Raw genomic sequence first — 12,819 nt, 5'->3', positions numbered from 1 at the left:
GGATTAACGGGATGCGGTGGACGTGACCAGGCCGGCGGCGAGCGCCAGTTGCCACAATCCGCGTTCGGTGGCCTGTTCGGCCAGGGTCACCCGGGCAAAACCGCAGGCGTCGAGCGCCCGCCTGTAGCGGGCACAGAGTTGGGTATTGCCGATGAGGATGATCGACGGCAGGTGCACGCTGTTGCGCCGACGCCGCTGGACATTGGCCAGGGCCGCCAACTCGTGGCCGATCAGCAGGCCGGACAGGTAATCCGCCTGGGCGGTGGCGCTCAATTCGCCCGTCAGGCCCAGGCTACGGGCGCTGAACATCGTCGACAGCGGACCGGTTTCACCGTCCGTCGACAACGCGACCAGCACGCCGCGATCAAACGCCTCGCCATCGAAGGACCCGCCACGCTGCTGGGTGCGTCCGAGAATGCTGTGCTCGCTGAGCACGGCGAAGACTTCGCCGGTCATGAACGTATCGAAATGCACGATGCAGCCATCGGCCACTTCCACCCATTTCGAATGACTGCCCGGGAGGCCGATCAACAGGTCGGCGCCCGCCTCGTTCGTCAGGTTTTGCAGCACACCGAGCACCTGGGTTTCTTCGCCGCGCATCACGTTCGGCAAACGCGAACGCTGGATGACGCCAGGCACAATGTGCACATCGACGCCGCGCAGGCTACGCACGGTTTGCAAGGAAGTACCAAGGTTGGCGACGTTCGCCGGCGTATCGCGGTAGGCCGCTTCGCGCCATCCCTGGGCGCTGCCGACCATGCCGCAGGCAATCACCGGTAATTGCGGCTGCGCATCGAGCCAGTCGCCGCAAGCTTCGTCGAAGGCCAGTTCGAAACCATCGGTGGATTCGCGGCCGCCAATGATTCGCGGCGCCTTCGGCAACTGCATGATCCCCGACGACAGCGAACGCTGTTCGAGCACCTGCCCGCCTTCAGCCAGTTTGTAAGCACGTAATGAGGTCGTCCCCCAGTCGAGCGCGATCAATTGCGCCTGCATCGCTTCACCTGTTTTGGTTTTTGGCAGTGAGTGAGCGGGACTATAAACCTGCGCAGGGCAAAATCTCAATATATAAATATCAATCCCATATTATGAGACAAGACAAAAAATATCGCAGCCTTCGACAGCACCCGCAGGCGCTGCCCAAGACTGCGATCTTTTAAAAGCGATCAGTTACCCGCTGCGAATTCCCGCAGCACTGCCCCGTCCATCCGATACCGAACCCACTCCTCCTGCGGCTGCGCCCCCAGGGATTTGTAGAATTCGATGGCCGGGGTATTCCACTCCAGCACGCTCCACTCGAAACGGCCGCAGTCGTTGGCGCAGGCGATTTTCGCCAGATGCCGCAGCAGGGTCTTGCCCGCACCGCCGCCGCGCTGTTGCGGGGTGATGTAGAGGTCTTCGAGGTACAGGCAATTGCTGCCAAGCCAGGTGGAATAGCTGAAGAAGAACACCGCGAAACCGATGGGCGCACCGTCGCGCAGGCAGATCAGGCCATGGGCGGTGGCACCTTCGCTGAACAGACTGCGCTCGATGTCGGCAACGCTGGCGATGACTTCATGGCGGGCACGTTCGTAGTCGGCCAGTTCAGTGATGAACGCGAGGATTTGCGGTGCGTCACTGGGGGTCGCCGGGCGGATTTCGATCGTCATGGACGTGCCTTGTCAAAAATGGAAAACGCCATACTAAGTCGGCGCGGTATTTGTGGCGAGGGAACTGTCCCAACACCTGTAGGAGCGAGTTCGTTCGCGATAGTCGTCAACGATTACGTGTGCGGCCTGAATAAATGCGGTGTCCTTGTGTTTTTCGCGAGCAAGCTCGCTCCTACAAAGGGGGTTTACTCCGGCCGGCACTAACCCTGGAATCGATAAACTCGGACCTGACATTCGGGCACTGCGTGGTTAGATAGACGCGCCGCTCATTTATCCGGCCAAGGAACCGCGTCATGTCTACCGCAACACCTCCTGTCTCAAGCAAGTTGTTCGGCCTGTTTTGCCTCGCCAGCTACCTGTTGTCGTTGTCCTACGGCTCGACGTTCTTGCTGTCGTTGCTGATTGGTTCTCGTGGCGGCAACGAACACGACGCCGGAAGTGTAATTTCGGCGGCGATGCTCAGCACCTTTGCGGCGGTGATTGTTTCCGGTCATTTGTCCGACTTGCTCGGTGCCGCCCGATCGGTGGCACTGTTCGGTGTATTGCTGGTAGCGGCCAGCCTGGGCTTCGCCCTGACTCCGGGCTTTGGCCATCTGCTGTTGTTTTTCGGATTGCTGCTGGGCCTGGGCTGGGGTGTGTTCTACACCCTCGGCCCGATCATCGTGGCGGGCCTTGTGACACCCGCACAGCGCGCCAGGTACTTCGCTTTGCTGTCGGGCAGCATGATGACCGGGATTGGCAGCGGCCCGTTGCTCGGCCGCGCGGCGACTGTGCTGGGCTATCCGGTGACCGCGGCGTTTTATCTGGCGGCGCTGGCCAGCCTGATCGGAGTCCTGCTGTTCTGGCACCTGGGCCGACAACTGCAACCGGCGCCCGCGCAATCGAGCAGCGTGTCGCGGATTTCCTGGCGTGCAGCGGGTCAAGTGCTGTCGTCAAGGGCCGTTTTCCCGATCATCATGGTCGGTCTCGGCGGCTGTGTGTTCGGCGGTCTGTCGAGCTTTCAAACCAGTTATGCCGCAGCGCGCTCGCTTGACTATTCGCTGTTCTTCCTCGGCTTCATGAGTGCGGCGATCAGTAGTCGCATGCTGGTTGCCGGGTTCGTGGTCAAGCGCGATCCATTGCGTGCATCGTGCCTGCTGTCGGGGCTGATGCTGGCATCGATCGTGATGTTCGGTTTTGTCGTCGACAGCAGCTTCAGCTACGTGCTCGCGGCGGTGATGCTCGGGATCGGCTACGGCCTGACCTACTCGGTGATCAACGGCCTGGCCGCCAATGAAGCGCCGAACGGCACCACCGCGCAATCCTTGCTGCTGTTCAGCCTGTCGTACTTCATCGGCGTGTTCGGCTTTCCCTTGCTGGCCGGGAAGATCATCGTCGAGCAAGGCATGGCCACGCTGTTGCTCACGGTGTTGGCAGTCGCTTCGCTCAACTGGATGATCACCGTGGGCCGATTGATCTGGCGAAGAGCCACGGCGGTCAGGGCACTGGAGCAAGCCTGAGCCGTTCGTCGCTGATAATGCACCCATTCAGATCGAGTGTGGACTAATCAGGTAAGGACTCTAATCGTTGGAGACAACACCATGATCCTGTCCAGGTTGATCGCCCTCGTTCTCGTGGCCCTTTTGTCTACTGCCACTTTCGCCGCGGCCCTCGGTTCCAGCACCGGCCCGACCAATCCGGTGGAAAAACCCAGGGCGCCCGCCATCCAGAGTGCCCCCGGCATGAACACCGATGGCACCACGATCGACCACAAACTGCCACCGTCCACCGGCACAGATCCACGGGTTCAAGGCAATGATGCAGGACGTCAGGGTGGTACGAGTTTGCCAGGCAGCAAAACACCCAGCAGTGGCGGACTTGGCTCGACCACTAGCGGTGACTCGGTTGATGACGACAGCGACAGCCAATAACATCCGGTTTGGAACCACAGAACCCTGTGGGAGCGGGCTTGCTCGCGAAAGCGGTGGTTCTGACACATTGATGCCGGATGTGCCAACGCCTTCGCGAGCAAGTCGGATCGCCGCACCGCCGCTCCCACAGGTGTAATGAGTGTCAGCGCTGTTTCAAACGGTCGATCACGACGGCCAGCAGCAAGATCGAACCCCGAATCACATACTGATAAAACGTATCGATGTTCTTCAGGTTCATCGCATTCTCGATGATCGCCAGGATCAACACCCCGGCAATCACGTGCCGGATCATCCCGATCCCGCCACTCAACGACACCCCGCCCAGCACGCAGGCCGAGATTACGGTCAGTTCGAAACCCTGGCCGATCATCGGCTGCCCCGAGGTCATGCGCGACGCCAGGATGACCCCGGCCAACGCGCCGATCACGCCATGCACGGCGAAGATGATGATCTTGGTCCGGTCGACATTCACCCCGGCCAGCAGCGCCGCTTCCTGGTTGCCGCCAATCGCCATGGTGTTGCGCCCGTAGGTGGTGTAGTTCAGCAGCCAGCCGAAAAACAGGAAGCAGACAATGGTGATCAGGATCGGCACCGGCACGCCGAACAACTGGCCGTTACCGAAGACGAAAAACGATTCCTGGGACACACCCACCGCTTTGCCATTGGCAAAGATGTAGGCCAGGCCACGCACGATCTGCATGGTCGCCAACGTGGTGATCAACGCGTTGACCCGTAGTTTGGCGATGACGATGCCGTTGATCAGCCCGACGATCAGCCCCATCACCAGCGCCGCACAGACTCCGAGAAACACGCTGTTGGTGTCGCGCATCACCACCGCTGCGACCACCCCGGCACAGGCGATCACCGAGCCCACCGACAAGTCGAAATGCCCGGACGCCAGGCAATACAACATGGTGCAGGCAGCAATGCCGGTGGTGGAAATCGCCAGGCCCAGGCCGCGCATGTTCAGCGGTGAAAGGAAGTTGTCGATCAGCAAGGTGCAGGCGACAAAGATGCCGACGGCTGCCAGCAGCATCACCCAGTCATCGAGGAAGCGCCGCAGGTCCAGAGGTCTGCGCGTGGTTGACAGCGTATTGTTTTGGGTTGTCATCATAGTCACCTCTCAGTTCGCCACGCCGTCGGCGCGTTGGCGCGGCAAAGCCAGTTGCAGCAGGTTGGATTCGTTGGCCTGGTCGCGGCTCAGTTCGCCACGCAGCGCGCCTTCACAGAGCACCAGGATGCGGTCGGAAATGCCCATGACTTCCATCAAGTCACTGGACACCACGATCACCGCGATCCCCTCTTTCGCCAGGTTATGGATGATCTGGTAGATCTCGGCCTTGGCACCGATGTCGATGCCGCGGGTGGGTTCGTCAAGCAGCAGCACCTTCATCGGCATCGACAGCCAGCGGCCGAGAATGGCCTTCTGCTGATTACCGCCGGAAAGAAACTTGATCTGCTGCCCGGCGTGTGGCGTTTTCACCTTGAGCGCCTTGATCTGCCGGTCGGCGTTGTCCTTTTCCCACAAGCCGCGCAACAGGCAGCCGAAGGTGGAATGGGCGCCGCGTGCGCTGATGTTGATGTTCTCGGCGACGCTGGCCAGCGGCAGGATGCCCTCCTTCTTGCGGTCCTCGGGGCACAACAGGATTCCGGCGGCAATGGCGTCCCGGGGTGAATGCAGTTGCAGTTCATGGCCTCGCAGCTCCAGGCGTCCGGCGCTGTTGCGCGCCAGGCCGCTGAGCAGGCGCAGCAGCTCGGTGCGACCGGCGCCAACCAGGCCGAACAGGCCGAGGATTTCGCCTTTGTGCACCTCGAAACTCACCGGCTCGCGTAACCCGGGCCCGAGCAAACCGTCGACCTTGAGCGCCACGGCGCCGCGTTGGCGGGGGCGGTAATCGTAGATGTCCTGGATGTCGCGCCCGACCATGCAGGTGACCAATTGATCGTGGGTCAACTGGCTCATGTCGTCGAACGTGCGCACGTACCGCCCGTCCTTGAACACCGTCACTGCATCACAGATGCGGAACACCTCTTCCATGCGATGAGAGACATAGAGCACCACTTTGCCCTCATCCCGCAGCCGGCCGATGATCGCCATCAAGCGCTCGATCTCCCGTGCCGAAAGGCTGCTGGTGGGTTCGTCGAAGGCAATCACATGGGCGCCACGGGACAACGCCTTGGCAATTTCCACCAGCTGTCGCTGGCCGAGGGACAGGCGCCCGACTTTCTCCTGCGGGTCGATTTCATCGGCCAGGCCTTTGAGACAGGCCAGTGCCTTTTGGCGCAGGGTAGCGCGATTGATCAGGCCGAAACTGGCTGGCAGATGCCCGAGAAACAGGTTCTCCGCCACGCTCATTTCCGGCACCAGATGCAGCTCCTGATGGATCACCGCGACGCCACTGCCGATGCTGTCGGCGGTGGACTTGAAGTCCATCGTCCGCTCGCCGATCTGCAAGGCACCGCTGCTGGGAATGTAGGCCCCGCCGAGGATTTTCAGCAGCGTCGACTTGCCGGCGCCGTTCTCGCCCATCAAGGCATGAACCTGCCCCGGATGGGCGACGAAGCTGATGTTGTCCAGCGCCTTGACCCCGGGAAAGGTCTTGCCGATCCCGTTGAAGCGCAAGCTGCCGCTGTTTTGTCGTGTATTTGTTTGCGCGTGCATAACCCACCTCTTCACACCGATCAGGCAGCCCCGTCGCCGAGGCCGCCACTGAAATCAAACAGCCGTCAGTTCCACAGGCCGATCTTTTCCAGTTCCTGCTTGAAGTTGTCGCGGGTGATCAGTGTCACGTCGTCCATGGCGGTGAATTTCGCCGGTTCAGTGCCGGTGGTGACCCACTCGTACATCATGCTTGCGGTGTTGTAGCCCTCGATGTGCGGGCTCGGCAGCATCGAGCCATAGAAGCCGCTGTGGGGTTTCTTCAGCTCGCCGATGGCGTCGGTACCGTTGATGCCAATGCCGATCACGTTGGCCGCAGCGAAGCCTGCGCTCTCGGTGGCACGCACGCCGCCGAGCACGGTGTTGTCGTTCATGCCGCCGATGATCAGGTTCTTCGCCGCACCCGGCAGTTTCACCAGGGCCGAGTTGGTGGCGTCCATGCTACCCGGCACATCGAGGGTTTTCAGGGCCGCGAACAGGATGTGGTCTTTCGGCATGCCGGCGTCCTCCAGTGCCTTGACCGAGCCGTCGGTGCGCTTCTTGCCGGTGTCGAGTTCGTTGTAGGTGTTGATCACCGCATAGGTGCCTTTCCAGTCCCAGCCGCGCTTCTTCGCCTCAGTGGCCATGGCACTGCCCTGCTTCTGGCCGACTTCGAACGCAGCCATACCGAGGTACGGCACGTCTTCCATGAACTTGCCGCTGGCATCGACGAAACGGTCATCGACGGCGATCACTTTCAACCCGTTGAGCTTGGCCTTGGCCATGATCGCCGGGCCGAGGGACACGTCTGGCGGACAGATCACGAACCCCTTGGCGCCATTGGCCGCAAGACTGTCGATTGCAGACAAGGTTTTCTCACCGTCCGGCACGGCGATCTTGATCAGGGTGAAACCCTTCTCTTTCCCGGCCTTTTCGGCAAATGCCCATTCGGTCTGGAACCAGGGCTCCTCCGCTTGCTTGACCAGGAAACCGATTTTCACTTCCTCGGCCGCCAGCAGCGTGCTGCTCAGGCTGACCGCCGAGACCGCCAAAGCGGCACAGCACAGGGTACGGATAGCATGACGACGATTCATAAGCAGACTCCTTGTTATTGTTCTTGAGCGTTCTTTGTAAGCCAATGGGCGGTAAAACCGCACCACCAATAGTCATATCATATGATGATTGCATTTTGGACGCAGTAAGGCGCCCACGTAACCGATCACTCAGTCGTGGTACATCACCGAGCGCCCACCATCGATGGTGATGCATGAGGCGTTGATGAACGGCGCTTCATCACTGGCCAGGAACACGGCAGTCATTGCCACTTCAATCGGCTGCCCGATCCGGCGTGGCGGATGCAGGTCAAACGCGCGCTGGCGTTCGGCGTGGGGGTCGGCGAAACCGTTCCAGTAATCGATGTTGATCTGGGTTTCGATGTAGCCCGGTGCGATGGCATTCACGCGGATGCCCTTGGACGCATATTCGATACCCAGCGCGCGGGTCAGGCCGAGCAGGCCATGCTTGGCCACCGGGTACGGGAAGCAGCCCGGAATGATGTGGCTGGAATGGGTGGAGGCAATGTTGATGATGCTGCCGATACCCTGCTCGATCATCTGCGGCAACACCGCCTTGCAACCGTACCACGCACCGTCCAGGTCAATGGCAAAGCAGCGGCGCCAGTCTTCCTCGGTCATTTCCAGCGGATCACGGAACACGTTGACCCCGGCGCAGTTGACCAGCACATCGATCCGGCCGTGCAGGTCGATTGCCAGCCTGGCCATGGCCTGCAGATCCTGCTGGCGCGACACATCGGCCTTGATCGCCACCACATCGGCGCCTTGACCGCGCCAGTATGCCGCGACCTTCTCGACTTTCTCGGCCTGAATGTCGCTGATGATCAGCCTGGCTTGCTGGGATGCAAAGGTCGCCACAATCGCTTCGCCAATGCCCTGGGCGGCACCGGTCAGCAATACGACCTTGTTTTTCAGGCGTTCGCCCTTCGGTGGTTCGGGTACCGGTGGCAATGACAACGGTTCAGCCATGGATCAGGACTCCTGTTCGAAAACACGACGAAAACCGGGCATCTGTCGATGTCCGGTAAAAAGGCGCTGAGTAAGAAACAGGTGGGTGCGAAACCGTTTCAGCTTGAAAACGGTCCGAGGCCTTGTCTCCACAAGGGAGTGCGAGGGAACTTCGCTGCATCACTTCACCTGTTTTGTTTTTTTAAGTGTGAGTGCATGTCACTGGTGAGGCCGACTATAAACCCGGCCCGCTTAAAATCTCAATATATATATTTACATCCCATATTATGGGATTTATCCAGCAAAACGCGTGCAATGCTTTCCAGGCACATCCACTGGTATCGACAATACGGCCCCATCCAACGGATGGCCCAGCGGACTTGCCGCGCTGGTGATGTACAGGGTTTTCAGGTCCGCACCGCCGAACACGCAACTGGTGGGACGACTGATCGGCAGCTCGATGATCCGATCGACTTTGCCGTCAGGACTCAACCTGAGCAGGCAGCTACCGTCCCAACGGGCATTCCAGATAAAACCTTCGGCATCCATCGCCGAACCGTCCGGGCCGCCGCGCCCATGTGGGCCAAACCAGGCCTGCGGCGCATCGAGGGCTCCGTCGGTACGGATGAAATGTCGATACAAGGTGCCATCGAGGCTGTCGCCGAAATAAACGCTGGTGCCGTCATCGCTCCACAACAGCGTATTGGGGATGCCCAGCCCTCGGAGCAGCGGCATGACCCAAGCGTCCCGATCAATGCGGAACAGCCCGCCGGAGCGCCGTTCGATGGGCAAGTCTGCGCCCCGCTCGTCGATGTTGTTTTGCATGGTGCCGAGCCAGAGCCGGCCCTGGGCATCGCAGCGGGCTTCGTTGGGGCGGTTGCCCGGTTGCGGATCGGCCACACAGAACAATGTCAGGCGCGGGTCCAGCCCGGGTGAGTCCAGGTCCAGCCGATACACGCCACTGTTCAGTGTCACCAGGGCGTCGCCGCTGACGCAGGGGATGAACGCCGATACATGCTCCGGCATCTGCCAGATCTGCACATTGGCGCCGATCAGCCGCAACGCCTGTTTACCGGCAATATCCACCCAATACAGGGCCTGGGTCGGCGCATCCCAGAACGGGCCCTCGCCCAGTTTTGCCCGATGCCCGGTAACCGCCGTGAACGTCATGAAACCTCCTGCAGTGTTCTTGTTTTTATGATGTAGGAGCCAGCTTGCTGGCGATGGTGTGTCAGTCGACCTCGTGCTAGCTGATACACCTTCGCGAGCAAGCTCGCTCCTACAGCAGCTCTTCGTTCTCAGCTGGCTTTTCTATCAGCCATGACTTGCGGGTAGTAACGCTTGATCGCCAGGGCGGCGTTATCGATCAGGGTCATGCAGGCCCAGACACCCCGGGCGGTGTCACGGGCCGCGATTGCCTCGGCCAGGTCCCGGTGAATCGGCAAGGTACGACGCAGTTCATCCGGGTCGGCGGCGGACACTTCAAAGGCCACTGCCAGTAAGGCGCCGAGGGCGGGAACCATCTGTTCTATGAATTGATTGTGGCTGGCAGCGAGGATGCACTCGTGAAAGAACTGGTCGGCGCGGTTGTAGTCAATGCCGCTGTCCACCGCCCGTTCCAGCGCGTTGCAGGCCATCAGGATAGCGTCCACTTGCTCGCCCGTTGCGCGCTCGCAAGCCCAGCGCACGGCCATCGGTTCGATGGTGCGACGCAGGTCGAGCAGATCGTCGACGAAGTTTTCCGGCAAGCCGCTGCGCGACAACCAGCCGACGACCTGTGGATCGAAGAGGTTCCAGCGCCGCACCGGCAACACCCGCGTGCCTACTTTCGGACCGACCTCGAGCATGCCTTTGGCAACCAGGGTCTTGATCGCTTCGCGGATCACCGTGCGGCTCACGCCAAGTTGTTCGCCGAGGTCGGCTTCGACCTTGAGCGACTCACCCGGCTTGACCTGCCCCGTGGCGAGCCAGCATCCCAACCAGTCAACCGTCGATGCATGAAAACTGCTGGACATGGACACCTCAAAGCCGTTCGCAATGGAAGCCCACGCTAATCATCATACGATTGGATGTCAATTTGATTCTTTGGAGAAACTCATAAGCCTAATGTGGGAGCGGCGGTGCGACGATTCGACTTGCTCGCGAAGACGGAGTCACATCCGACAAAGATGTCGGCTGACCCGGCGCTTTCGCGAGCAAGTCGAATCGTCGCACCGCCGCTCCCACAGGGTTATGCGTCAGGGCTCGAGACCAATGGGGAAAAACTCGCCGCCACTCCAGACACCGAGCCAGCGCTGGCCGTCGATTTCGCGACTCACCGCCAGCTCCACGAGTTGATAGAACACATTGCGGTGAATCAATGCTTCAAGATTGCTGCGCACATGTACGTAAGGAGCTGGCTCCTGCGTTACCGGGTCGATGACCACCCGCATCGGGTGCTCGCTACCTGCCTCGGTGGTTTCATCGACGTTGGTGGTAAAGCGCAACACCTGAGCCTCGCCTTCGCCTTCCACATCCACCGCAATCGCCACGAACGGCGCATCGTCGACCTTGATGCCGACCTTTTCCACCGGAGTGATCAGGAAATAATCATCGCCATCGCGGCGGATGATGGTGGAGAACAGCTTGACCATCGGCTTGCGCCCGATCGGCGTGCCCAGGTAATACCAGGTGCCGTCGCGGGCAATGCGCATATCGATGTCGCCGCAGAAATCGGGATTCCACAGGTGCACCGGCGGCAAGCCTTGGGTCTTGGGGATTTGCCCCAGCAGGTCGTTGGCTTTTTGCGGGCCACTCATGGCGTTCTCCTTGGCATTACTGGTCGCTGATCCCCAGCAGGCTGCGCGCATATTGTTCCAGCGGCGGGCCCATCAGGTCTTCGGGTTTTTTATCGTGGAACGTCAGTAAACCGCCACGACTCTTGATGGTTGCAGTATCAATCAAATACTGGGTGCTGGTCTCGATCAACATGATCTGAATCATACCGCTGTCGATGCCGAGGCGGTCCAGGGCTTCCTGATCCAGCCACTCGTCAGAGTTGCCGATACGGTCGTCAGACTTGGCAAATCGGGTGTAGAGCAGGTAGTGCGCACCGGCGGCACGGGCTTCGCCCATGGCTTGGTCGAGGCCCTCCGGTGTACGGGCACGGCGGACCATCGGGAAGTATTCGACGAAGCCATCGAACGCGACTTCGGCAATCACGTTGGGCCGTGGGTAAAGGGCGCTGCCCGGCGGCATGAAAGCGCCTTGGGCGATATAGACGAACGAGTCCGGCTGAATGCGCAGGTTGTTTACGCGACGGCTGTCGCTGTGATCGAGCAACCCCGCATCGCTCATATGGTAACGAGTCCCTTCGGCCATATCGCTGACGTTCATGCAGCCACCAAGTGCCAAAACGGCCAGCAGCAAAACCAGGCTACGCATCCTATCCTCCAGAGGCCAGTGTCGGAAAACCGGCGAATGGCCGTAGGATGCAGCTTTTGCGCCAGCTCATGAGCATTGTTGGCTTATCTATAGCCATCGCGAGCAAGCTCGCTCCTACACGGAGCGTGGCTTGCCCGCGATGAGGCCGGTTCAACCGCCGATGATTTTCATGACAGTCGCGCCACCAGAGAACGCCACTTCCTGCTTGTCGCCCAAGGCTTTCACCAGAAGGCGTTGCAAGGCCGGCAGCGCCTGGTGACGGGGCTTGTCCAGCAGGTCGCCGATGTAATGGCGATTGCTCGACGACAGGCAGCCATGCAGCCACCCGGTGGAGGACAGACGAAGTCGCGAGCAGGTGCGGCAGAAAGGCACGCTTTCGTTGGCGATCACGCCGAAATGACCCTGGCCGGGAATTTCATAGCGAACGGCCGTCGCATCGATCGGGGCATCGGCCTGCAGATATTCGTAGCGCTCGCCGATCAGGCTCAGCAGTTGCTGGAGGCTGACGAACTGTTGCAGAAAAGCATTGGAATCGTTGGCCAGGTGGCCCATGCGCATCAGTTCGATGAAGCGCAATTCATAACCGCGCTCCAGACAGTAGTCGAGCAACGGCATCACTTGATCGAGGTTCTGCCCGCGCAGCGGTACCATGTTGACCTTGATCTTCATGCCGGCCGCACTGGCCTCGCTCATGCCGTTGAGCACGGTGGCCAAGTCGCCGCCCCTGGCAATGCCGCGGAACGCACTGGCGTCGAGGGTATCGAGGGAGACGTTGAGGCGCCGAATGCCGGCGTCCACCAGCAGCGGCAGTTTCTTCGCCAGCAACTGACCATTGGTGGTCAGGCTGATGTCTTCCAGGCCCATCTTCCCGACCGCCGTCATGAACGCCTCGAGTTTCGGGCTGACCAGCGGCTCGCCGCCGGTAATGCGCAGACGCTCGATCCCCGCCGCTTCAATCAGGTAAGCCACACCGCGCGCCATGGCTTCGGCCGACAATTCATCCTGCGCAGCCACCAGCCGCTTGCCGTTGGGCACGCAGTAGGTGCAGGCGTAATTGCAGGCAGAGGTCAGACTGATTCGCAAGTTGCGAAAACGCCTGCCTTGACGGTCAACGATCATGGTCACTCCGGCGGAAGAATATCGGGCCGCTAAAACTTGACTCAGAAATCAAGTTTTAG

At 60.4% G+C, this 12,819-nt stretch carries 13 protein-coding genes; 2 read left to right on the top strand and 11 right to left on the bottom strand.

Annotated features, from left to right (window positions below; genetic code table 11):
• Positions 1-3: 3 nt before the first annotated feature.
• A complete protein-coding gene (locus ACEN8Q_RS30975) occupies positions 4-996 on the bottom strand; it encodes a 2-dehydro-3-deoxygalactonokinase (protein WP_413422695.1) in 993 nt (330 codons plus the stop codon).
• A 170-nt stretch (positions 997-1,166) separates the two neighbouring features.
• Complete coding sequence (locus tag ACEN8Q_RS30970) at positions 1,167-1,649, bottom strand: N-acetyltransferase family protein (protein WP_413422693.1); 483 nt, start codon at positions 1,647-1,649, stop codon at positions 1,167-1,169.
• 293 nt (positions 1,650-1,942) lie between these two features.
• Here ACEN8Q_RS30970 and ACEN8Q_RS30965 point away from each other — a divergent pair, with 293 nt between their 5' ends.
• The gene (locus ACEN8Q_RS30965) at positions 1,943-3,148 is read left to right on the top strand and encodes an MFS transporter (RefSeq protein ID WP_413704203.1); all 1,206 of its coding nucleotides are present in this window, start codon (positions 1,943-1,945) and stop codon (positions 3,146-3,148) included.
• An 81-nt stretch (positions 3,149-3,229) separates the two neighbouring features.
• Positions 3,230-3,559: a hypothetical protein gene (locus ACEN8Q_RS30960; RefSeq protein ID WP_413422689.1), complete on the top strand. Its 330-nt coding sequence runs from the start codon at positions 3,230-3,232 to the stop codon at positions 3,557-3,559.
• A gap of 142 nt (positions 3,560-3,701) precedes the next feature.
• On the opposite strand, the gene araH is transcribed toward ACEN8Q_RS30960, so the two are convergent.
• From araH to ACEN8Q_RS30915, 9 genes are all read right to left on the bottom strand, one after another.
• Positions 3,702-4,670, bottom strand: a complete 969-nt coding sequence (araH, locus tag ACEN8Q_RS30955) for an L-arabinose ABC transporter permease AraH (RefSeq protein WP_413704202.1) — start codon at positions 4,668-4,670, stop codon at positions 3,702-3,704.
• A gap of 12 nt (positions 4,671-4,682) precedes the next feature.
• Positions 4,683-6,221 carry an L-arabinose ABC transporter ATP-binding protein AraG gene (araG, locus tag ACEN8Q_RS30950; RefSeq protein ID WP_413422685.1) on the bottom strand — a complete coding sequence of 513 codons (1,539 nt, stop codon included), beginning with the start codon at positions 6,219-6,221 and terminating at the stop codon, positions 4,683-4,685.
• A 65-nt stretch (positions 6,222-6,286) separates the two neighbouring features.
• Positions 6,287-7,291, bottom strand: a complete 1,005-nt coding sequence (locus ACEN8Q_RS30945) for a substrate-binding domain-containing protein (protein WP_413704201.1) — start codon at positions 7,289-7,291, stop codon at positions 6,287-6,289.
• A gap of 129 nt (positions 7,292-7,420) precedes the next feature.
• The gene (locus tag ACEN8Q_RS30940) at positions 7,421-8,239 is read right to left on the bottom strand and encodes an SDR family oxidoreductase (protein ID WP_413704200.1); all 819 of its coding nucleotides are present in this window, start codon (positions 8,237-8,239) and stop codon (positions 7,421-7,423) included.
• Positions 8,240-8,512: 273 nt separating this feature from the next.
• Positions 8,513-9,388 carry an SMP-30/gluconolactonase/LRE family protein gene (locus ACEN8Q_RS30935; protein ID WP_413422679.1) on the bottom strand — a complete coding sequence of 292 codons (876 nt, stop codon included), beginning with the start codon at positions 9,386-9,388 and terminating at the stop codon, positions 8,513-8,515.
• Between the two features lie 128 nt (positions 9,389-9,516).
• Positions 9,517-10,233, bottom strand: a complete 717-nt coding sequence (locus ACEN8Q_RS30930) for a FadR/GntR family transcriptional regulator (RefSeq protein WP_413422677.1) — start codon at positions 10,231-10,233, stop codon at positions 9,517-9,519.
• Between the two features lie 222 nt (positions 10,234-10,455).
• The gene (locus ACEN8Q_RS30925; protein WP_413704199.1) at positions 10,456-11,016 is read right to left on the bottom strand and encodes a DUF1285 domain-containing protein; all 561 of its coding nucleotides are present in this window, start codon (positions 11,014-11,016) and stop codon (positions 10,456-10,458) included.
• 16 nt (positions 11,017-11,032) lie between these two features.
• The gene (locus ACEN8Q_RS30920; RefSeq protein WP_413422673.1) at positions 11,033-11,641 is read right to left on the bottom strand and encodes a DUF4823 domain-containing protein; all 609 of its coding nucleotides are present in this window, start codon (positions 11,639-11,641) and stop codon (positions 11,033-11,035) included.
• A 150-nt stretch (positions 11,642-11,791) separates the two neighbouring features.
• Positions 11,792-12,760 (bottom strand): GTP 3',8-cyclase MoaA, encoded by a 969-nt coding sequence (locus ACEN8Q_RS30915; RefSeq protein ID WP_413422671.1) that lies wholly within the window; start codon positions 12,758-12,760, stop codon positions 11,792-11,794.
• Between the last annotated feature and the right edge of the window lie 59 nt (positions 12,761-12,819).

The sequence above is a fragment of the Pseudomonas sp. Pseusp16 genome, from assembly GCF_047324915.1.
Taxonomy (GTDB): domain Bacteria; phylum Pseudomonadota; class Gammaproteobacteria; order Pseudomonadales; family Pseudomonadaceae; genus Aquipseudomonas; species Aquipseudomonas fluorescens_CD.
Note: the sequence above shows the minus strand (reverse complement) of the source record. Positions and strands in the feature narration are given on the sequence as shown.